14 protein-coding genes and 3 tRNA genes are annotated in these 22,166 nt (G+C 66.7%); 6 read left to right on the forward strand and 11 right to left on the reverse strand.

The window, feature by feature from the left end:
* The 8 genes from B3349_RS16285 to B3349_RS16320 all read right to left on the reverse strand — a co-directional run bounded on the left by B3349_RS16285 (position 1) and on the right by B3349_RS16320 (position 10,224).
* A complete protein-coding gene (locus B3349_RS16285) occupies positions 1 to 3,951 on the reverse strand; it encodes a cellulose synthase subunit BcsC-related outer membrane protein (protein WP_291590314.1) in 3,951 nt (1,316 codons plus the stop codon).
* 7 nt (positions 3,952 to 3,958) lie between these two features.
* Complete coding sequence (bcsZ, locus tag B3349_RS16290) at positions 3,959 to 5,122, reverse strand: cellulose synthase complex periplasmic endoglucanase BcsZ (RefSeq protein ID WP_291590315.1); 1,164 nt, start codon at positions 5,120 to 5,122, stop codon at positions 3,959 to 3,961.
* Positions 5,115 to 7,379, reverse strand: a complete 2,265-nt coding sequence (gene bcsB, locus B3349_RS16295; RefSeq protein WP_291590316.1) for a cellulose biosynthesis cyclic di-GMP-binding regulatory protein BcsB — start codon at positions 7,377 to 7,379, stop codon at positions 5,115 to 5,117. Before bcsB ends, bcsZ begins: the two co-directional genes overlap by 8 nt.
* 224 nt (positions 7,380 to 7,603) lie before the next feature.
* A tRNA-Lys gene (locus tag B3349_RS16300) sits at positions 7,604 to 7,679 on the reverse strand.
* Positions 7,680 to 7,737: 58 nt separating this feature from the next.
* A tRNA-Lys gene (locus B3349_RS16305) sits at positions 7,738 to 7,813 on the reverse strand.
* Positions 7,814 to 7,870: 57 nt separating this feature from the next.
* Positions 7,871 to 7,946 (reverse strand) — tRNA-Lys (locus B3349_RS16310).
* A 92-nt stretch (positions 7,947 to 8,038) separates the two neighbouring features.
* Entirely contained in the window at positions 8,039 to 8,941 is a 903-nt protein-coding gene (locus B3349_RS16315) for an NAD(P)-dependent oxidoreductase (RefSeq protein ID WP_291590318.1), read from the reverse strand.
* 305 nt (positions 8,942 to 9,246) lie between these two features.
* Entirely contained in the window at positions 9,247 to 10,224 is a 978-nt protein-coding gene (locus tag B3349_RS16320; RefSeq protein WP_280013235.1) for a GMP reductase, read from the reverse strand.
* Between the two features lie 320 nt (positions 10,225 to 10,544).
* On the opposite strand from B3349_RS16320, the gene B3349_RS16325 reads away from it, so the two are divergent.
* Positions 10,545 to 12,980 carry a UvrD-helicase domain-containing protein gene (locus tag B3349_RS16325; RefSeq protein WP_291590319.1) on the forward strand — a complete coding sequence of 812 codons (2,436 nt, stop codon included), beginning with the start codon at positions 10,545 to 10,547 and terminating at the stop codon, positions 12,978 to 12,980.
* Positions 12,981 to 13,128: 148 nt separating this feature from the next.
* Positions 13,129 to 14,274, forward strand: coding sequence for an FUSC family protein (locus tag B3349_RS16330; RefSeq protein WP_291590321.1), 1,146 nt, complete (start codon positions 13,129 to 13,131; stop codon positions 14,272 to 14,274).
* Positions 14,275 to 14,377: 103 nt separating this feature from the next.
* Here B3349_RS16330 and B3349_RS16335 read toward each other — a convergent pair whose 3' ends face one another.
* The 3 genes from B3349_RS16335 to B3349_RS16345 form a co-directional block, all read right to left on the reverse strand.
* Positions 14,378 to 15,217, reverse strand: coding sequence for a BPSS1780 family membrane protein (locus tag B3349_RS16335; RefSeq protein WP_066537279.1), 840 nt, complete (start codon positions 15,215 to 15,217; stop codon positions 14,378 to 14,380).
* 147 nt (positions 15,218 to 15,364) lie between these two features.
* Complete coding sequence (locus B3349_RS16340) at positions 15,365 to 16,342, reverse strand: homoserine kinase (protein WP_291590323.1); 978 nt, start codon at positions 16,340 to 16,342, stop codon at positions 15,365 to 15,367.
* Positions 16,343 to 16,448: 106 nt separating this feature from the next.
* The gene (locus B3349_RS16345; protein ID WP_291590325.1) at positions 16,449 to 16,805 is read right to left on the reverse strand and encodes a hypothetical protein; all 357 of its coding nucleotides are present in this window, start codon (positions 16,803 to 16,805) and stop codon (positions 16,449 to 16,451) included.
* 35 nt (positions 16,806 to 16,840) lie between these two features.
* On the opposite strand from B3349_RS16345, the gene polA reads away from it, so the two are divergent.
* From polA to B3349_RS16365, 4 genes are all read left to right on the forward strand, one after another.
* A complete protein-coding gene (polA, locus tag B3349_RS16350; protein WP_291590326.1) occupies positions 16,841 to 19,645 on the forward strand; it encodes a DNA polymerase I in 2,805 nt (934 codons plus the stop codon).
* 297 nt (positions 19,646 to 19,942) lie between these two features.
* Positions 19,943 to 20,869, forward strand: a complete 927-nt coding sequence (locus B3349_RS16355; protein ID WP_291590327.1) for a type 2 periplasmic-binding domain-containing protein — start codon at positions 19,943 to 19,945, stop codon at positions 20,867 to 20,869.
* 207 nt (positions 20,870 to 21,076) lie between these two features.
* A complete protein-coding gene (locus B3349_RS16360; protein WP_291590329.1) occupies positions 21,077 to 21,808 on the forward strand; it encodes an AzlC family ABC transporter permease in 732 nt (243 codons plus the stop codon).
* A complete protein-coding gene (locus tag B3349_RS16365; RefSeq protein ID WP_291590330.1) occupies positions 21,805 to 22,131 on the forward strand; it encodes an AzlD domain-containing protein in 327 nt (108 codons plus the stop codon). Before B3349_RS16360 ends, B3349_RS16365 begins: the two co-directional genes overlap by 4 nt.
* Positions 22,132 to 22,166: the final 35 nt, after the last annotated feature.

The following is a 22,166-nucleotide window of genomic DNA, read 5'->3' on the forward strand; positions in this document are numbered from 1 at the left end:
TCAGAACTGTGAATACGGTGTCACCGGCCGCGGGTAGTTGACCAGGGGCGTGCGCACGGGGTCGAAGTAGTAGCGTGCATACAGCATCACATTGGTGGGCGCGTAGTAATCCGATCGGTCCAGCGACAGGTGTCCACCCAGGGCCAGATTGGGCGTGACCTGTCGCTCCAGCGTGGCCGCGAACGACCAGCCGGTGCCGGAGCCGCCAGCGCTGCGGTAGCCCAGATCGGAGGTCAGGGCCTGCCATGCGGGCGGGATCTGGACAGCGCGCGGGTACAGGGGCGAGGTGTTGGATGCAGTCTGCGACAGGCTGACCGAGGCCTTGACGCGCCAGGTCCAGGCCCCTTCGCGGCCGCTCCATTCCACCGGGAACGCCAGGGACAGGCTGCGCTTGGGGCTGTAGTAGCCGCCATGGCCCCAGGAGTATTCGGACAGGTCGCGGGTGTGGGCAGTGGCGGTCAGGGTGGCGCCGGCGTACACGCGCTGGAACGGGGTGCGCCAGACGTCCGTTCCCGCCGTGGTGCGTACCTGCATGCGCTGGTTGCTGGCCACGTTCTTGCCGGTGTACAGGCCCCAGCTGGCCTGTGCCGACAGGTCCCAGCCGGTGTCCGTTTCGCCCGCAATCCGGGCGCTGGCGGTGTTGAGTACCACGCCGCCCCAGGTCTGGCCGGTCACCGGATCGCGTGCGCCGGCATAAGACAGCAGGCTGCCCGTGACCGGGCGGCGTTCCAGGCGCAGGGTCCAGCTGGTGTCGGTGGCGGTGGGCTGGCTCCAGCGCAGCCCCCCCACCACATTCGTCACCGGCATGCCGATGCCCGTCAGGCCCAGGTCCCAGCCGAAATCATCGCCATCATGCCCGGTGCCGATGTTGTAGCCGCGCGCGGACTGGGTGCGCCAGCCACTCTGGGCATAGCGCTGCAGAAAATCACCGCCCTGCAGGCTGTCCTGGGCACGCACGGCCGAGGCCCCCAACTGGCCGAAACGGGCCACGTCGGGCAGGTCGTCGATGTCGCCGCTGTTGAAGAAGGCCGGGTCGAAATTGGCGAGGCGGCCGGCGTTCAGGCTCACCCGGTCCACATGCACGAACTGGGGCCCTTCGTAGCCCCGGGGGATCCAGGCCACATTGGCCCATTCCCAGCCATTGAGGGTGGAGATGCCGTCGGTGCCGGACTTGTGCAGCCGTGTCAGCCCGCTTTCCACCCAGGCCTGCTTGCGGGATTCGATCTGCTGGCGCTGCGTTTCCACATTCAGGCGTTCTGCGGCCGAGGCGGACGCCATGCCGTCCAGCGCCTGGCCGAACAGCTCGGAGGCCTGGGCGTAATGGCGCTGTGCCCGCTGCAGGCGGGCCCCATGCAGCAGCAGCTCGGTGCGGTCGGCCTGCGGGTCGCGGGCCACGGTGTCCAGCACGGCCTGGGCTTCGTCCATGCGGCCCATGCGCTGCCACAACCGTACCAGCGCCAGCTTGCGCCAGGCGGCTTGCTGGGGGGCCATGGCCTGTGCGGCTTCGGCGTGGGGCAAGGCCTGGCGACGGTCGCCGGCCAGGACCCAGGCATTGCCCGTGTCCACCTGCAGATCAAAGTTGTGCGGATCAGCCGCCACCGCCTGCTGCAGCAACGGCAGGGCGGCGGCGCTGTCCTGGGCGGCCATGTGCAGGCGCGCACGGGCGGCAGCGGTGTGCGCCGGGGTGATGCCCGGGCCTTCGCGCAGCGGCACGTCGCGCGCCAGCGCTCTGGCGGCGGTGATCCTGCCCTGGCTGTGCAGGTCGGCAATGCGGCGCTCTTCCAGGCCGGACTGCAGGTCCAGCAGGCTGGCATTGTCTTCGGGGGGCCAATCGCTGCGGTCCAGCAGGCCGGGCAGGATGGCGGTCAGGCGGGTGTCGGCACGGGCGCGGTCCAGTGCCTGGGCGTAGGCCAGGTGCAGCGCCGGCGTGGCGGGCAGGTGGGTGCGCTGGCGCTCCCACAGGGCCACGGCCTGTTCGGGCTGGCCGATGTCGAACCAGGCATTGGCCACCTGGCGTATGGCACCGGGGTCCTGGTCGATCAGGTTTTCCGCCTGGGCCAGCAGTGCCTGGCGCTGCCCGGCATCGGCGTGGGCCAGGGCCTGTGCGATCAGCACCTGCCGCCGGGCTTCCTGCAGCAACAAGGTCTGCGAAGGCGAACGCTGCGCCGGCGCAATGGCCTGCATGTCTTTCAGGGCTGCACCCGGTTGGTCCTGGGCCAGCCAGATCAGGGCGCGGGCCTGGCGCATGTCGGGGTCCGTGGGGGCGAGGGCCACGCCATCGGCCATCACGGCGTTGGCCAAGGCGGGCTGTTTCTGCTGCAGATAGGTGCGTGCCAGCCGGTGGCGCAGCCAGGCATTGTCGGGCGCCAGTGGCAAGGCGGTTTCCAGCAGCTCCATGGCCTGCACGGGCTGGTTCTGGGCCAGGGCGGCTTCGGCCTGTGCCTGCAGCAGATCGGCGCGCAGGCCGGCCGCCTCGGCTGCCGTGGCGGGGGGCAGCTGGGCCAGCAATTGCTCGGCATCGCGGCTGCGGTTTTGTTCCAGGTACATGCCTACCAGGGCACGTACCGCAGGCATATGGTCCGGGTGAGCTTGCCGCAGCGCCAGCCAAGCCTGTTCGGCCTGCTGGGGCTGGCCGCGGGCTTGAAGGGTGTTGGCCTGGAGGCCCAGCGCCTCGGGGTTGGTGGGCTGGAGTGCCAGGGCCTGCTCGGCCATCTGCGCGGCGGTGGCGGTGTCACCGGCATCCAGTGCGTCATTGCCGCGGGCCAGCAGCGCCCAGAAGCGGGCGGTGTCACGCAGCCCGCGCCATTTGGCCACGGGTTCGACGGCCAGGGCCTGGGCAAAGAATTCGGCGGCCTCGGCATGCTGGCTTTGCCGCATGGCGATGATGCCCAGCCCGCCCAGCGCTTCGGCATTGCGCGGCGACAGTTGCAAGGCGCGGCGGTACGCGGCGTCAGCGGCCGGCAAATCCTTGCCGTCCAGCGCGCGGTCGGCCGTGCGCAGTGCCTGCTGGGTGGGGGAAGGCGGCGGCGGTGCGGAGTTGGCGTCTGCCCTGACTGCACCACCTGGGCTGGCAGGGCTTCCTGTGCTGCCTGGGCCACCGGTGCTGCCTGTGCTGCCGCTGCCGCCGCTGAGGGCGGCGTGGGCCTTGGCCAGATGCTGCTGCATGGCCGTGTCTTGCGGATAGCGCTGCAGATAGGCCTGGGCTGCGGCGGGGGTGGCGTTCCAGGGCAGTTTGTCGATGGCCCAGCTCCACAGGCTGCGCACGGCCTGTTCGTCGGTGCCGGGCTGGTCCGCCAAGCGGGCCATTTCATTGAGCAGGGCCGGCGTGGTCGAGCCGTGCCGCAGCTGGCGCTGCAGGGCCAGGATGCGGTAGCGCACATCGCCGGTCTGGGTGTATTGCTGCTGCAGTGCGCGGTCCAGTGCGGTGTCGCCTGCCGGTGCGACACTGCTGATGATCTGGTAGTACTCCAGCGCCATCGAGCCTGAGGTGGGAGGCCCCTCCGGGAACAGCGAGCGTGCCAGCGTGGCGGCCTCCTGCAGGCGGCCCGCCTGGGCCATCAGCCGCATGGTGGCCAGCTTCTGGCTGTCCGGACCCATCAGACGCGACAGCAGGCTCAGCTCCTTGGTGGCTGGGTGCTGGGGGAATTGCCGGCGCAGCAGTTCCAGCTGGGCCCGGGCTTCGGCGGCCTTGCCTTCGCGCAGCGCAATATCGCCCAGGGTGGCATGGCCCCAGGCGGACTCGGGGTGCACCAGCAGCAGCTTTTCGATGTGCTGGCGGGCGAGGTCGGTGCGGTGCTTGCTGATCCACAGCTGCGCGCTGCGGATGATTTCCGCTTCGGCCGTCAGATCGCCTGCGGAACGGGTCTGCCCGGGTGCGGCGGGGATGGCGGCGCAGGCCCAGACGCCGATGGCAGCAGCCCAGTGCCAGGGTGAGGTGGGGCGGCGTTGCATGGCGCCCCTAAGCCTTGTACCAAGGCAGTTGCAACTGTCCCTGGGGGGTGAATGCATAGTCCTTGCGCATCCAGCCCTGGCCGAACAGTGCCAGGCATTGTTCGTAATAGGCCGTGGGCCGCAGCGGCTGTGTCAGCAGCCGCTGGCGCTGGGCATCGAGCGCGCGGCTGGCACCCTGGGCCTGCAGAAAGGGCAGCATGGCGGCGCTGAAGCCGGAAGGGCCGGGGCCGCTGATTTCCAGCGTGCGCGGGTGGATGTATTCGGGCGGGGCCTGGTCACGTTCGACAATGGCCGCCATCGGTGCCAGGGTCCGCAGCAACTGTGCGCGCCCCGGTGCCTGCGGATGCAGCATGCCGGCCCACAGGTAGGTGCGGATGGCGTTGTAGCCGCCACGGCCTTGGGCCTCTGCGTCGGTGTCGTCGGTCAGAAAGCCCTGCTGGCTGTCGTACAACGTCCAGTCCGGTGAGATGCCCGCGGGGGCGCTGCGCACCAGCAGGTCCAGCGAAGCATCGGCCAGTTGCTGCCAGCCTGCATCCTGCATCTCCAGGGCCAGCGCCTGCAGGACCTGCAGCGGCAGGTAGCTGGGGTTGAGCCGCCAGCGTTGGCCCGGCTGCTGCACAAACCCTTGCACGCCCGGCAGCAGGCAGGGGCCCAGCCCGGGCAGCTGGGCCACTTCCTTCTGCCAGATCAGCGCTGCCAGCGTGCGGCCCTGGGCGGTATAGGGCCGGTAGCGCCACAGGCGCCCGGCCTGCAGCAGGGTGTAGGCAATCCACAGGTCGGCATCGGATGCGGAATTGCTGTCGATCACGCCCCAGGATCCGTCGTCCTGCCGGCCCCACAGCCAGGCCGGCAGATGCTGGCCCAGATCGCCCTGGCTGAGGTTGTCGCGGGTCCAGTGCAGCAGGGTGTCGAAGCGGCGGCGGTCGTTGGCCACCAGGGCAAAGAACAGCGCATAGCTCTGGCCTTCGGAATAGGTACGCGACAGCTTGCCGTCGTCCGAGACCACCCGTCCATCGGCCTGCATGAACTGCTGCGCAAAGCGGGGCCAACTGGCCTCCACGGCCGTAGAGCTGGCGGCCTGGCTCCCGGGCACGGCGGACAGTGCGGCACTGGCTCCTACCCATTGCAGCCAGTGCCGGCGGTGCAACAGGCAGTGGGAGGGCTTATGCATCCGCTTGTTCCAGCCGGCGGCGGGCCAGCAGGCGCAGGCTGGCGTAGACCATGAAGGTGAACAGCAGGCCGGTCACGATGCCCAGCACGGCCAGCAGGACCGGATGCGCGTGCAGCCGGTACCACAGCGCGGTCCACCACGGCAACTGGCCCACGTAGTAGACATCCTGCACCCGGAAGCTTTCCGCCGCGCTGCCGCGCAGCAGGGTCAGATCGCCGCGCATGCGCTGCAGCGTGTCCACCGCGCTCAGACCGTCGCGCACCAGCTCCAGGGCCTGGGGCTGGTTGGCCATCAGGGCGACCACGCTGCGGCCGCTTTGCAGCGGTGATTCAAATCCCGCGACGGCTGCCAAGGGGCCCGAACCCCGCAGCGTGGCCTCTCCGCCATGCTGGGGGCGCCAGGTGTTGGTGTCCAGGCGCATCAGGTCGGCAATGGTGTCCAGCACCCGCTCGGTCGGGCGCAGCGACTGCGCGCCGGCTTCCACCAAGGCGGGCAGGGCCTTGTGCCAGTGGTCGAGCAAGGGGTTGGCGGCGCCATCGGCGACCAGCAGCAGATCGCGGTCCCCGGCCTTGTCGGCCTGGCTGTAAGGCAGCAGCGTGAAGCGGGTGCCGGGGTAGCCGGTGGCGGCCGACAGCTGTCCAATGGCCGTCAGGTAGGTGGAAATGGCTTCCGGCGTAGGCTGGTCCGGGATCAGTACCGCCGTTTCCTGCAGGTCGGCGAACTTGCTGAACGGGAAGCCCCCGCGCGCAAAGGCCTGCAGATCGGGCATGGCGATGTAGTGGTGCAGCTTCGAGACGTTGAGCGTCGAGTCGGGGTCGATGGCCGCACGCATTTCCTGCTGGGTGATGGAGGTGCAGCGGCCCATGTCCGGTGCGGGAATTTGCACACCGACGTGGAAGCTGTTCTGGTTGCGCAGCAGTTCTGCGGGCAGCTGGAAGTGGCGCTGCACCAGGGCATCGCCGGACCATCCGCTCACCTGGCTGAGGATGGCAGAGGGGGAATTCTTGCTGGTGGCCCGCTCCAGCGGCCAGGAGTGCACAAACTGTTCGTTGAACAGCACGCTCACCATCCCGTGTTGCGAGACCTGGTTGGGGGTGTAGCGGTAGCGCAGGTCCACCGGGATGGTGCTGCCATTCCAGGTGAACAGATCGGGCGGCAGCTGCAGGCTCAGATTCACCGCATCGTTGAGCGCATAGCCGCGCAGCTGCAGCTGCCCGGGATCGCGGGCCAGCTCGGCAATGCGCACCGGCCGGTCGGTGGCGATCCAGTTCGGGGCATCGTAGGGCTTGCGCAGGGCGGGCAGCTCCAGCGTCTTGACCGTCACGGTATCGCCGCTGAAGGCGGCACGGCCGACGGCCAGCGCCTGCGCGGCGGTTTCCAGCTGGGCGCTGTCCTTGCCCAGCACCAGCAGCAGCTTGGCCGAAGGCACGCTCGGGTGGTCCACCAGCTGCAGCGTTGGCACGTCGACCGCCGGCAGGTGGCGCAATGCCGACGGTCGCTGGGCATTGGTGGCGAACACAATACCGTGGCCGGCCGGCAACTGGTCGATCTGTGCCGTGAACGAGGTTCCCCGGTAGCCGGCCTGCTTGCCCAGCCAGGCCGCGACAATGCCGGCCGCCTTGAGGGCGGTGGCCTCTGCGCCGGCGGCATAGACAAACTGGGTCTGCAGCTTGCGGTTGTCGCGTTGGTCAAAGAAGGGCAGGGGCAGGTGGGCCAGGTCGTTGGGCAGCTGCAGCTGGCGCAGCTGCAGCGTCAGGCGGCTTTCGTCGCTGAGATTGGCCCACAGGCTGGAGTGCGAGGGCAGCTCGCATTCCATGGTGTAGTGGCCAATGAACTGCAGGCGCAGCTTGTTGTAGTCCGCAAAAAAGCGCGGATCGATGGGGATGCGGATGTGCTGCGGCTTGCCCAGGTTTTCCTTGGGCAGGACCAGGGTCTGGACCAGCTCGTCGTTGAGGTAGACCTTGAGGTGGGACAGGTCGGCCAGCAGTGCGGGAGAGAAGGTGTAGTCCAGGCGCAGGTCGGCGCTTTCGACCACCTCGTCGCCCCGCAGGCTGAAGTCCAGCGTGGTTTGGCCCTCGGTGCCGCGCAGGTTGATGCCGCCGGTGGCGCCCATGCGGGCAAAGCTCAGATCAATCTGGCGGCCGGGCAGCTCGGCCAGCGTGGTGCCGGGGCTGCTGACCACGGTGGGGCGCTCCTGGGCCCACAGTGCGGGCTGTGAAGGCAGCATGCCAGCCGCCAGCAGGGCAAGCGTCAGCATGTGGCGCGGGGAAAACGGGGAAGTCCAAGGCAGGTTTTTTGTCTTGCAACGCAACATCGTCATTCCGAAAAAGGGCGAGATGGACGCGTTCGAGCTTAGCCCGCATGCTGAAAAAAGCACCAGTATTTACATCGTGTGACGTGGATGATTGTTTCTATCTGTGCAAAAGCAGCAATAGAAGAATGAAAAAAGCCTGCCTTGGGAGCCAAGGCAGGCTTTGGAGATGGTGGGCCCTGAGTGATTCGAACACTCGACCAACGGATTAAGAGTCCGCTGCTCTACCAGCTGAGCTAAGAGCCCTTTCGGTGTGAACCGAAAGCTGCCAATCTGAAAACAATTTCAGATCGACTGAAAAAATTGGTGGGCCCTGAGTGATTCGAACACTCGACCAACGGATTAAGAGTCCGCTGCTCTACCAGCTGAGCTAAGAGCCCTTTCGGGGTAAACCGAAAGTCGCCAATCTGAAAAAAATTTCAGACCGACTGAAAAAGTGGTGGGCCCTGAGTGATTCGAACACTCGACCAACGGATTAAGAGTCCGCTGCTCTACCAGCTGAGCTAAGAGCCCACTTTTCTCCGATTGCGTTGCAACCTGAGCCCTCTATTATGCTCCACTTTTTTTGAGTGCGCAGCCAGCCGGTGCAAAAAAACGCAAAAACTTCACTGCAGCGCGTTGCGGCTGGCCAGCTCCACGAACAGGCCGCTGTGGTCCAGCCCGCCCAGGCCGTGCTCCACGCCGTCGGCGTAGAGCTTGGCAAAGAGTTCGGTGATCGGGGCATCGAAGCCGATCTCGCCCGCCGTGGCCAGGGCGTTGCGCAGGTCCTTGAGCTGCACGCTCATCTTGCCGTGCGGGGCAAAGTCGCGTTCCACCATGCGCTGGCCGTGCAACTGCAGGATGCGGCTGTCGGCGAATCCGCCGGAGATGGCTTCACGTACCTTGGCCATGTCGGCACCGCCTTTGGCGCACAGCAGCAGGGCTTCGGCCACCGCGCCGATGGTGATGCCCACAATCATCTGGTTGGCCAGCTTGGTGAGCTGCCCGGTGCCGTGCGGGCCGACATGGGTGGCGCGGCCCAGGGCGGCGAATACGGGCAGGGCGGCCGCAAAGTCTTCGGCCCTGCCGCCGGCCATGATGGCCAGGGAGCCGTTGTCGGCGCCCACGGTGCCGCCGGAGACCGGGGCATCCAGGTGGCGCAGACCGCGTTCGGCCAGGCGCGACGCATGGTCGCGTGCCTCGCGTGGCTGGATGGAGGCCATGTCGATGAACAGGCTGCCCTCGTGCATGCCGTGCACGGCGCCTTCGCCGCCCATGCCGAACAGCACCTCGCCCACCACCGTGCCGTTTTCCAGCAGGCTGATCACGATGTCGCTGTGCGCCGCTGCGGCGCGGGGCGTGTCGTGCACCGTGGCGCCAAAGGCCTGCAGTGCCTCGGCCTTGGCACGGGTGCGGTTCCAGACCTGCACCTGGTGGCCGGCCTCACACAGGCGGCGGGCCATGGGGGCGCCCATCAAGCCGGTGCCCAGTACGGCAATGCGCAAAGGTGGGGGAATGGGGGTGGTCAAGGCTGTGTCTCCCGAGCTGTCCGCTGTTGTGTGTGGTGTATGCGGATCATGCCGATGTGTAGCGGCCCGGAGCTTGCAGATGGCTTGCACCCATATGCTGTTTGCTGCAAAACAGCTTTGCTTTTTAAGCTATCAAAAAAGAAGCTGCCTGCGCTCGTCAGAGTAAGAACACACGCTGTTTGTGGCGTGAATTCCAACGCTTTCGGGCGCAGGCAGCTTCGTTGGCCTAATTGTAAGCGTTTGCAGCCGGCGCCGGGCCGGCTGCTCCTGCCTGCGCCCGGGAGGGCGCAGCAGGATAGCGGGGCTTACATCAGCAGGTGTTCGCCGGCGTTGTCACCGCCCAGGATCACGTAGTTGACCTTGCGGATGTCCATCAGCTTGGTGCCGCCGGCGTAGCTGATGGAGGACTGCACGTCCTGCTCCATCTCGATCAGCGTGCTGCGCAGCGGGCCCTTGATGGGCTCCAGAATGCGCTTGCCTTCCACGTGCTTGTACTCGCCCTTGTTGAAGTCGCTGGCCGAGCCGTAGTACTCCTTGAACAGCTCACCGTCCACTTCCACGGTCTTGCCGGGCGATTCTTCGTGGCCGGCAAACAGCGAACCGATCATCACCATGGTGGCGCCAAAGCGGATGCTCTTGGCGATGTCGCCGTGGCTGCGGATGCCGCCGTCGGCAATGATGGGCTTGGTGGCCACGCGGGCACACCACTTCAGTGCCGACAGCTGCCAGCCGCCCGTGCCAAATCCGGTCTTGAGCTTGGTGATGCACACCTTGCCCGGGCCCACGCCCACCTTGGTGGCGTCGGCGCCCCAGGCCTCCAGGTCGATCACGGCTTCGGGCGTGGCCACGTTGCCGGCAATCACAAAGGCCGCGGGGATCTTGGCCTTCAGGTACTGGATCATGTTCTTCACGCTGTCGGCATGGCCGTGGGCGATGTCGATGGTGATGTATTCGGGGCAGATGTCATCGGCCACGAAGCGGTCCACCACCTCGTAGTCGGCCTGCTTGACACCCAGCGAGATCGAGGCGTACAGGCCCTGCGACTGCATGGCCTTGGTGAAGGCCACGTTGTCGATGTCAAAGCGGTGCATCACGTAAAAGTAGCCGTGCTGCGCCAAAAACTTGCAGATCTTCTCGTCCAACACCGTTTTCATGTTGGCGGGCACTACCGGCAGGCGGAAGGTGCGGCCACCCAGCTCCACGCTGGCGTCGCATTCGGAGCGGCTTTCCACGCGGCACTTGCGCGGCAGCAGCAGGATGTTGTCGTAGTCGAAGATTTCCATGAGATTCCAAGCTCCTAAAGAGGTCGCAGCGAACGATTTCGCATTGCGATGGGGCGCTTGGCTTGGAGACCGGCTTTGCGGGTACATCCCGCACGGGGACACCAGACCTGCAGTTGCACAGGCACAAAAAACCGGACCACAAGTAACTTGGGCCCGGTGATTGATTCTATACGGCCTGCTCCGATACAGTAGCCGGCCGCACTGCAATGGTGGGTATATGCAAAACCATATACCGGTCTGCGGGCGGTGCCGTCCCCTGTGCGGGGCATCGCATCCCCGGGCAGCGGCGCAGGGCAGGGCGCGCTTTCTACAATGGCGGCATGTTTCCGCTCGATCTGCTCGACGGCGCCGAGGAGTCCTCCGCGCCCGTCCACCGCCCATCCTCTTTGCTGGACAACCTCAACGACGAGCAGCTCGCTGCCGTCACGCTGCCGGCCGGCCATGCGCTGATCCTGGCGGGCGCCGGCTCCGGCAAGACGCGGGTGCTGACCACGCGCATTGCCTGGCTGCTGCAAAGCGGGCAGGTCACGCCCGGCGGCATTCTGGCCGTCACCTTCACCAACAAGGCGGCCAAGGAAATGGTGGCCCGCCTGTCGGCCATGCTGCCCTACAACGTGCGCGGCATGTGGATCGGCACCTTCCACGGCCTGTGCAACCGCCTGCTGCGCGCCCACCATGTGGCGGCCGGCCTGCCCGCCACCTTCCAGATTCTGGACACGCAGGACCAGCTCTCGGCCATCAAGCGCCTGTGCAAGCAGTACCAGGTGGACGAGGAGCGCTTTCCGCCCAAGCAGCTGGGCTGGTTCATTGCCGGCTGCAAGGAGGAAGGCCTGCGTCCCAAGGATGTGGTGGCGTCCGATCCCGACACCAAGAAGAAAGCGGAGCTCTACCAGCTGTACGAGGACCAGTGTCAGCGCGAAGGTGTGGTCGATTTCGGCGAGCTGATGCTGCGCAGCTTCGAGCTGCTGCGTGACGACGCGGCGTTGCGCCAGCACTACCAGCGGCGTTTTCGCTTCATTCTGGTGGACGAGTTCCAGGACACCAACAGGCTGCAGTACGCCTGGCTCAAGCAACTGGCCGGCGAGATGGTGGGCGGTCGGCTGCAATCGGGCTCCAGCGTGCTGGCCGTGGGCGATGACGATCAGAGCATCTACGCCTTCCGCGGTGCGCGCGTGGGCAATATGACCGATTTTGTGCGCGAGTTCGATGTACAGCACCAGATCAAGCTGGAGCAGAACTACCGTTCGTTCAGCAACATCCTGGATTGCGCCAATGCGCTGATCAGCCACAACAGCCAGCGCCTGGGCAAGAACTTGCGCACCAACCAGGGCGTGGGCGAACCGGTGCGGGTGCATGAGGCCCCCACCGACCTGGATGAAGCCAGTTGGATGGTGGAGGAAATCCGCAATCTGGTGCGGCAGGACGGCGTGCCACGGCAGGAGATTGCCGTGCTCTACCGCAGCAATGCGCAAAGCCGGGTGATCGAGTCCAAGCTGTTCAATGCCGGCGTGCCCTACCGGGTGTACGGCGGCCTGCGCTTCTTCGAGCGTGCCGAAATCAAGCATGCACTGGCCTATCTGCGCCTGCTGGAGAACCCACACGACGACACCAGCTTCATGCGGGTGGTGAACTTCCCGGCCCGCGGCATTGGCGCGCGTTCGGTCGAAACGCTGCAGGAGACGGCGCGCGCGGCGGGCTGTTCGCTCAGCGATGCGGTCACCGCCGTGGGCGGTGCAGCCGGCACCAAGCTGCAGGGATTCGTGGCCAAGATCGACGTACTGCGTGAAGAAACCCAGGGCAAGAGCCTGCGCCAGACCATCGAGCGCATGCTGGAAGCCAGCGGCCTGATCGACTTCTACCTGAACGAGAAGGAAGGCCAGGACCGCATCGAGAACTTGAAGGAGCTGGTGAACGCGGCCGAGAGCTTTGTGACCCAGGAAGGTTTCGGCAAGGATGCGATCGCCCTGCCCATCGACGAGCACAGCCGCGCCGACACTGCGCTGACGCAAAGCCCGGCCAGCCAGGGTCTGAACCCCGGGCTGCCCATGCTGGACGTGCCGCTGGGCGGCACCGATGCCGAAACCGGCGAAACCCTGTCGCCGCTGGCTGCATTTCTGGTGCACGCGGCACTGGAAGCCGGGGACAACCAGGCCCAGGCCGGCCAGGAGGCCGTGCAGCTGATGACCGTGCACGCCAGCAAGGGGCTGGAATTCGACGTGGTCTTCATCGGCGGGTTGGAGGAAGGCCTGTTCCCGCACGAGAACGCGGCCAGCGACAAGGGCGGGCTGGAGGAAGAGCGCCGTCTGATGTACGTGGCCATCACCCGCGCCCGCAAGCGCCTGTACCTGAGCCATTCGCAAAGCCGTATGCTGCACGGGCAGACGCGCTTCAACCTGCCCAGCCGCTTTCTGGATGAGCTGCCCGAGGCCAACCTCAAATGGCTGACCGCCAAGCAGTCGGGCTTTGGCACGTTCACGCCCAAGTTCGGCGGTGGCTCGGCCTACGGCGGTGGGGCCCGGGGTCTGTCCGGCACCCGATCGTCCGAGGTGTTTGCCAATCCCGTTGTGCCGCCGCAAAAAGCGGTGCCGGGCCATGGCATCACCAAGGGCATCACCGTGTTCCACGCCAAGTTCGGCGAAGGCAAGGTGCTGGCCGTGGAAGGCACGGGCGACGATGCCCGCGCCCAGATCAATTTCCCGCGCCATGGCACCAAGTGGCTGGCACTGGCGATTGCCAAGCTGACCATCGTGGAGTGAGCGGCCGATGCCGCCCGGGAGCGCGGCTGTGGGCTGCCGTCTGTGCGGTGTGGCCCCAACGGGCCCCGCTTGCGCCACTGTCTGACAGCCGTCCCAGCCGGATATCGGGTGTGATGAACCTCCTGGTTTGGCCGCAGAGAGGTTTTGCATGCACACACCACCGGACCCCGCACCTCCCCCTTCCGCCGCACCGGAGGTGGCGCGCAGTGACACCGCGCTGCAGTTGCTGAAGCGCGCGCAGTGGCGCGACAGCGTGGCGCTGACCAGCCAGCCTTCGCTGCGCATTGCCACCGTGGCGGGCATGCAGGCGGCCCTATCCGTGCTGCTGGCGGTGCTGCTGTTGCATATCTCCCCCTGGCCTCACCTGGTGGGCTTTGCCTCGCTGGGCGCCCTGTCGGCGCTGTTTGGCCGTTTTGCACCGCTGCGGCTGCGCATGCGCATCGTCACCCTCTGCGCCGGACTGATGGCGCTGGGCGTGCTCATCCCCTCGCTGGCGACGCTGGCCGGGGCCGGGCCGGCCACGATGCTGGGGGTGATGGCGCTGGTGGCCGGGGCATCCACCCTGGTCGTCAGCCACTGGGTGCTGGGCGGGCCGGGGGCTGTGATCATCGTCTTTGCCACCGGTGCGGCGCTGGTACCGGCGCCCGATGGACTGACCGTGGCCGCCCGCACCCTGGCTGCGCTGGCGGGTGGTGCCGTGGCATGTGCGACCTGCCGGGCCACCGACTGGCTGCGCAAGGATGCACTGCCCCACCTGGCGCTGCCACCGCCGGTGGCCCCTCCGCTGCGGCTGGAGCTGCTGGTGGCGCTGCGCATCACCGTGGCCGCCGGGCTGTCGGCCTGGGTGGCCTATCTGGCGGGCATGCCGCATCCGGCGTGGGCGGCCATTGGCGCCGTGGCGGTGATGCAGGGCGCACACCTGCACATCACCATGAACCGGGCGCTGCAGCGCATGGCGGGCACGGTGGTGGGGGCGGTGCTGGCGTGGATGATCCTGGCGCAGAATCCCGGCTTTGGCACGGTGCTGGCCTGCATCGTGCTGTTCCAGTTTGTCACCGAGGTCGTCATTGGCTTCAACTATGCGCTGGGCCAGATCGCGGTCACGCCGTCGGCGCTGCTGATGACCCACCTGGCGGCACCCGCCGCCGCCGTGGCCGGCATGCCGGTGGAACGGGTGATGGACACCATCCTGGGAGCGGCGCTGGGCATCGGGTTTGCAGTGCTCTTCTCCACCCTGGACGACCGCCGCCAACTGGCGCAGCTGCGGGCACGGGAATCGGGCACACGGCACTGAGGTCCGTGCCGTGCGGCCCAGGCATGGCGCATGCAAAAAGGGACGCCGTGGCGTCCCTTTGTCCTTTGTGGGGGAAGCCACTGCCTGGGTCAGTGGCGCGGCATCACGGCGTGGGGCCGGTGTCGTGCGGGGTGTAGGTGACGCCGCCGTCCTCTTCCAGCTCATCGTGGCCGTCCGGTGCCGAGAAGCAGTCGCGGAAGGTGAACACCACCGAGCTGAAGAACATGGCGGCCAGCATCATGGCCGCGCCGATCATCAGACCGGCCGCGATATCGCCCACCAGTGCCGACAGCAGGGCGGTCACCAGCGCCAGCACCAGGCCGGTGGCAATGAACACGCCCATCCACGACAGGAAGAACACGGCAAACGCGGTCAGATTGCGCCAGCAAGCGATGAAGCTGAAGAACAGCGCCTTGGCCGGAGGGATGTTGTGCCAGTGCACCAGACCGGGCGCATGCCAGAACAGCAGCGACAGCGGCAGGTACAGCAGCAGGGAGAACCACATGGCGGCCTGGAAATCAGCCTCCTGGGCCAGCTCGGGCGTCATGGGGGTGGTGCCCAGGTACACCTGGGCGAACTGGCCGCCGTCGATCAGAGCGGACACGCCCATCACCAGCAGAAAGCCCACGGCATAGAAGGCCCCCAGCAGCGCCATGGCGTGCATGCGCTGGCGGCCGGTGCGGAACGCGACCAGCAGCAGTGCTGGCGTGGGCATGCGGCCCTGCAAGGTCTCGGCGGCCCCCACCATCATCACCAGCGACGCGGTGGGCAGCAGCGCCAGCGCCAGCGCCGGCCCGACCAGCGGGAACAGGGAAATCAGCGACATGGCGGCCATGCACAGGAAAAACAGCGCCGACAGCGCCATCGGGTGGCGCCAGAAAGTCTGTATGCCCTGGCGGACCCATTGGGCACCGGTGCGGGCGGGAACGATATTGAGTTTCATGACCGGGAAGTGAAAGGGCCGGACGGGCGCGGGCAGGAAGCCGACACAGCGGCGACCCGCGGCGCGCGGGAGGGGACCTGAGCACAGGACTGTACCCCAGCCGCCCAAAGCCCCCTGCGGGGCGGGCCGGATGGCCGGGCGGCGGTGTCAGGCCAGGGCGGCCGGGCGCTCGATGGCGGTCAGCGGATGGGCCACGCGCTGGCGCAGCACGCGTTCGAAGTGGGTGGGGTCGTGGGGCTGCAGCAGCGCGGCCTCGCGCGGCAGATAGAAGTCCCACAGGCGCGAGACCCAGAAGCGCAGCGCACCGGCGCGCAGCATGGGGTTGAGCAGCTCGCGTTCGGCCGCTTCGAGCGGGCGCACGGCCTGGTAGGCGTCCAGCATGGCCTGGGCCCGGGCCGCGTCGTGGGCGCCGCTGGCCTGGTCGATGCACCAGTCGTTCAGGCACACGGCCAGGTCGAACAGCCAGGTGTCCACGCCGGCAAAGTAAAAGTCGAAAAAGCCGGTCAGCTCCTCGCCATCGAACATCACGTTGTCGCGGAACAGGTCGGCGTGGATGGGGCCGCGTGGCAGGGCGGCGTGGCTGGGGCTGGCGGCCACATGGTTCTGGAATGCCAGTTCGCTGCGCAGCAGGTCGGCGGCATCCTGTTCCAGATAGGGCAGCACTACGGGCACGGTCTCGTTCCACCAGGGCAGGCTGCGCAGATTGGGTTGCTCGCGGGCGTAGTCGCGGCCAGCCAGGTGCATGCGGGCCAGCATGTCGCCCACGGCGGCGCAGTGCATGGCCTGGGGCTGCAGCTGGCTCTTGCCGCGCAGTTTCTGCACCACGGCGGCGGGCTTGCCGCAGACCTTGTGCAGGATGTCACCGCTCTTGGCATCGGCCTGTGGGGCCGGCACGGGGATGCCGGCCAGCGCTAGGTGCTTCATCAGGTACAGGTAGAACGGCAGCTGCTCGAAGGTCAAGCGCTCAAACAGTGTGAGCACCCACTCTCCTTGGTCGGTTTTCAGAAAGTAGTTGGTGTTCTCGATGCCCCCCTGAATGCCGCGCAGTTCGGTCAGGTTGCCCAGGGGGATTCGGCGCAGCAGGTCGCGCGCCTCTTTGTCGGAGACTTCGGTAAAAACGGCCATCGCTCAGGACGCTCAAAAAACAGGGGGGTGAAAACGAACAACGCCGACACGCACTCCGAAGAGGCCGGTGCCGGCGCAGAGGCAATGGGCCGCAAGGCCCGGGCGCTCAGAACTTGAGGTTCCAGACACGGCGGCCATTGGTGCCGTCGTTGCCGTTCTGGTTCACGCCATCGCGTGCGGCATTGCCGGGCTTGACCTCGTAGGAGGGCATGTTGCCGACCTTGGGCTGCACATTGATGCTTTGCGTCTGACCGCCCACGCGCAACTCGTCCACCCGGCTGCCGGCATCTTCTTCGCGAATGCGCTCGATGCGCTGGTTCTGGCGCGACGGAGCGGCGCTGTTGTCCTGCTGGGGCTGGCCCGCAGGCGCAGGGGCCGCAGCGGGTGCAGGCTCGCTGGAAGGCTGTGCCCACGCCACAGCGGAGGCCAGAACGGCGATGGAAAAGAGGATAGGTGCGCGCATAGGGAGATTGTAGTGGCGCGTGCACAATCTTGGGTATGAGCAATTCCAAGACATTGGTGCTGGTGGACGGTTCCAGCTACCTCTACCGCGCCTACCATGCCATGCCCGACCTGCGGGCCGTTCCCGGCGACCCGGCCAGCCCGGCCACGGGTGCCATCCGTGGCATGGTCAACATGATGCAGGCGCTGCGCAAGGATGTGCAGGCCGACTACGCCGTCTGTGTGTTCGACACCAGCGGCCCCACCTTCCGCGACGCCATGTACGACCAGTACAAGGCCACACGCTCGCCCATGCCCGACGATTTGCGCAGCCAGATCGAGCCCATTCACGAAGTGGTGCAGCTGCTGGGCTGGAAGGTGGTGGCCGTGCCCGGCGTGGAGGCGGATGATGTGATTGCCACCCTGGCGCAGACGGCTGCAGCCCAGGGCATCAACGTGATCGTCTCCAGCGGTGACAAGGACTTGAGCCAGCTGGTGAATGAACACGTCACCATCATTGACACCATGAATGGCAAGAAGCGCGACATCGCCGGCGTGACGGCCGAGTTCGGCGTGCCGCCCGCCCGGATGATCGACTACCAGGCCCTGGTGGGCGACACCGTGGACAACGTGCCCGGTGTGACCAAGGTGGGCCCCAAGACGGCGGCCAAGTGGCTGGAAGAGTATGGCTCGCTGGACAATCTGATCGCCAATGCGGAGGCGATCAAGGGCGTAGCAGGCCAGAACCTGCGCGATGCCATCGCCAGCGGCCAATTGGCGCTGAGCCGCCAGCTGGTGACCATGAAGACCGACTGCGATCTGGCCGCGCATGTGGCCGGTCTGCCGCAACTGGACAGCATCACCCTCGGTGAGCCTGATAACGCCGGTCTGGCGCCTTTCTACGAAAAATACGGCTTCAAGGGTCTGGTGCGCGCGCTGGGTGCGGTGGCCGCAGAAGCGGCTCCTGCCAAGAAATCCGCTCCCGCATCCCCGCAAGGCGGTCTGTTCGATGCGGACGATGCCGCCACCACCGAAATTGCGGTCGAAGCCCAGCAGCGCGATGTGGTCTATGCCACCATCCTGACCGAGCCCGAGCTGGACCACTGGCTGGCCAAGCTCCAGACGGCCGAATTGACGGCGCTGGACACCGAGACCGATTCATTGGATGAAATGGTCGCCCAGATTGTGGGCATCAGCTTCAGCGTGGCCGTGGGCGAAGCGGCGTACATTCCGCTGCGCCACGAGGGCATGGATGTGCCCGAGCAGCTCGATATGGCCCTGGTGCTGGCCAAGCTCAAGCCCTGGCTGGAAGATGCGTCCAAGAAGAAGCTGGGCCAGCATGTCAAATACGACCAGCATGTGTTTGCGAACCATGGCATCACCGTGCGCGGTTACGCCCACGACACCATGCTGCAGTCCTATGTGCTGGAGGCCGACCGCCCCCACAACCTGACCAGCCTGGCACTGCGCCATGTGAGTCGCTCCGGCATCAGCTACGAGGATCTGTGCGGCAAAGGCAAGAACCAGATCCCGTTTGCCCAGGTGAGCGTGGACAAGGCGGCGGCGTACAGCTGTGAAGATTCCGACCAGACGCTGGATGTGCACGGCGTGCTGTGGCCGCGTATCCAGGCCCATGCCGGCCTGCTGCATATCTATGAATTGGAAATGCAGACCAGCGAGGCGCTGTTCCGCATCGAGCGCAATGGCGTGCGCATCGATGCCGGCGAGCTGGCGCGCCAGAGCAACGACCTGGGTGCGCGCATCCTCAAGTTGGAGGAAGAGGCGTACGAGATCGCCGGCCAGCCTTTCAATCTGTCGTCACCCAAGCAACTGGGGGAGATCTTCTTCGACAAGCTGGGCATGCCGGTGGTCAAGAAAACCGCCACCGGTGCGCGCAGCACCGATGAGGAAGTGCTGGAAAAGCTGGCCGAGGACTACCCGCTGCCTGCCAAGCTGCTGGAGCACCGCAGCCTGTCCAAGCTCAAGGGCACCTACACCGACAAGCTGGCCCAGATGGCCTTACCCAGCGATGGCCGGGTGCACACGCACTACGCACAGGCCGTGGCGGTGACGGGGCGCCTGTCCAGCAACGACCCGAACCTGCAGAACATTCCGGTGCGCACACCGGAAGGCCGCCGTGTGCGCGAAGCTTTTGTCGCGCCCGAGGGCAAGCTGATTGCCAGTGCCGACTATTCGCAGATTGAGTTGCGCATCATGGCCCATCTCTCCGGGGATGAAGCCCTGCTCAATGCCTTCCGGGACGGCCTGGACGTGCACCGGGCCACGGCGGCCGAGGTGTTTGGCGTCAGCGTCGATGCCGTCAGCAGCGAGCAGCGTCGCTATGCCAAGGTCATCAATTTCGGCCTGATCTACGGCATGAGCAGCTTTGGCCTGGCCAAGAACCTGGGCATCGAGACCAAGGCGGCCGCCGCCTACATCGACAAATACTTCCAGCGCTACCCCGGCGTGAAGCGCTACATGGACCAGACCGTGGAGCTGGCCCATGCCCAGGGCTATGTGGAGACCGTGTTCGGCCGCCGCCTGGTGCTGCCCGAGATCAACGGCGGCAATGGCCCGCGCAAGAAAGCGGCCGAGCGCGCCGCCATCAACGCGCCCATGCAGGGCACGGCGGCGGACCTGATCAAAAAGGCGATGGTGGCCGTGCAAGCCAAGCTGGATGCCGAAAAGCCCGAGGTCAAGGTCATCATGCAGGTGCACGATGAACTGGTGTTCGAGCTGCCGGAGTCGGATAAAGACTGGGTCCGGGCGGAAATCCCGGTGCTGATGGCGGGGGTGGCCGACCTGGCCGTGCCGCTGCTGGCCGAGATCGGCTTTGGCCCGAACTGGGAAAAGGCGCACTGAGCACTTTCCGATAAAAGGAGCCGTTCGCCTTGCATTCCCCAGTGCATGCGCGTGGGGGTGGGCACTTGCTTGTAAGACAAGTGCTTGCAGAGCTTGTGGGACAAGGACCAATGGCTATGGTGCTTTGCTTTCCCTTGCAGGATCATCTGCTATCAGATTATTCAGCAGGGACTCTATGCCATGCAGTACCCAAGCTCTACACCGTATATGTTCCGTCACGCCCGCCGGACGGGTCGTCGGGGCCTGCGCAACCGGCTGCTAGCCGGGCTTTTCGCGGCACTCGCCAGCCAGGCGGGCATGGCGGAATCGTCACCGCTGTTGCTGGTGCAACCCATGGAGCGCACCCCGGTGGGCAATGTGGTGGCGCAGCACTTTGTGCGCTGGATGCCGCATTACCTGGGGGAAAAAGCCACGCTGCACCGCCCCAGCAATGCCGGAGGAATGGACGCCATTGTCTGGGCCGCCCGCTCGGGCCCGCCCGAGCGCACTCTGGTGCTGATGTCGCAGCTGTGGCTGGGCCGGCTGGAAGCGCTGCCGGCGGCCCATGTCTGGGTGCCGCTGCAGATTGTGCTGCAAGGTTCCTGGTGCCTGATGGCGCCCGAAGCGCGCCACCTGCCGGACTTCGCTGCGTTGCAGGCCTGGCTGCGCACCGTGGGCAGGCCGGTGCGCCTGGGCCTGCCTTTCAATTTCGGCTTCCCTGAGTTGTGGATGCAGGCCATGAGCCGCAAGACCGGTCTGACCTGGCAGGCCAGCACCTATGGCACGTCGCGCCAGTCCGTCCAGGCACTGGCGGCCGGCAAGGTGGATCTGGTGCTGGACCGCTGTGGCGACAGTTCCCAGTACCTGGGCAGCCTGCAGGAGCGGGAGCGCAGCGGTTATGCCGGTGTGCAGGTGCTGGCGCAGGTGGGCGCGCCGACACCGCTGGCGGCCGCCACGTTCACCCAGTGGCAACTGCCGCCACTGCCGCCGGGCTGGATGGCCTGGTTTGCTCCGGCGACCATGTCGGAGGAGCGCAGAGAGGCGGTGGGCAAGGCGTTGTATGCCATTTTGCTGCGCCCTGACACCCAGGCACTGATTGCCGCGCAGCAGCAGCAGCCGGTGCGCATGAGCCCGAGCGAGTCCCAGAATTTTGTGCGCCGCTCCCAGGTACAGAGCGAATCCCTGCGGCACTGGCTGGAACGCTCGTCCGATCCGTTGCGGGAGCTGAACAGCCTGACCCCCTGACATCCTGAGGATGCGGAGCACGGGCAGGCCGGATCTGGCCTGTCGCCTGCGTGGCCCTCTGGCGGTCTCGGTCCTGCCGGCGCGCCGTCCCGGGGGCTTACCATGGGAGTCCTGCGGGTCGGGGGGCGGGTATCCAATGCCGCCTGCTCTGCATGCTTCTATGGCACTGCATGCCGCTGTGGCGTGCGCAATGAGCGATTTTTTCCGATGTCTTCTGATTCCTCTGCCTGCGCTGCGCCGCAGCGCGGTCTGACCCCTGCCGTGCGCATGGGCCTGTCGATTTCCGTGGCCACCGGGCTGTACGGCATTTCCTTTGGTGCGCTGGCCGTGGCGTCCGGGCTGCATGTCTGGCAGGCCATGGCGCTGAGCGCGCTGATGTTCACCGGGGGCTCGCAGTTTGCATTCATTGGTGTGATCGCCGGTGGCGGCACCGGGGCAGCAGCCCTGGGGGCCGCCAGCCTGCTGGGTCTGCGCAATGCCGTCTATGGCATGCAGATGAACCGCCTGCTGGGTCTGCAGGGCTGGCGCCGCTGGCTGGGCGCGCAACTGACCATTGACGAATCCGCCGCCACGGCGGTTGCCCAGCTGGATGCAGCCGAGCAGCGCCGGGGATTCTGGACGGCCGGCCTGGGCGTGTACCTGCTGTGGAGCGGCTTCACCCTGCTGGGGGCCTGGCTGGGCGATGCCCTCGGTGATCCGCGCCAATGGGGTCTGGATGGTGCGGCCGTGGCCGCCTTCCTGGGCCTGCTGTGGCCCAGGCTGCAGCAGCGTGAACCGGTGGCGCTGGCCGTGCTGTGCGGTGTGGTCACCGCCTTGGCCGTGCCGCTGTTGCCGCCGGGCCTGCCGATCTTGCTGGCAGCCGTGGTGGGGGCCGCCTGGGGCTGGTGGCGCAGCCGTGCCGCCACGGCGGATGCCGACTGTGCGCAGGAGGCCGCATGAGCGCCGGGACGATCGATATCGGCCTGTGGGGCTGGATTCTGGGAGCCTGTGCAGTCGCCTTTGCGACCAAGCTGGCCGGTTATGCCGTGCCTGCGCGCTGGTTGCAGAACCCCCGCATGACACAGGTCGCTGCCTGCATGACGGTGGCGCTGCTGGCGGCGCTGACGGTGATGAATACCTTCGCCGCAGGCACGGCCCTGGTGCTGGACGCCCGGCTGGCAGCGCTGGCGGTGGCGGCCGTCGCACTGCGGCTGCGTGCGCCTTTTCTGCTGGTGGTGCTGCTGGGGGCGTTGGCCGCGGCCCTGGTGCGCTGGCTGGCTTAGCCGCGGATCATCGCCGCCGGTTGGCGGCGGCGTGA

Source organism: Comamonas sp. UBA7528 (genome assembly GCF_002479375.1).
Taxonomy (GTDB): domain Bacteria; phylum Pseudomonadota; class Gammaproteobacteria; order Burkholderiales; family Burkholderiaceae_C; genus Comamonas.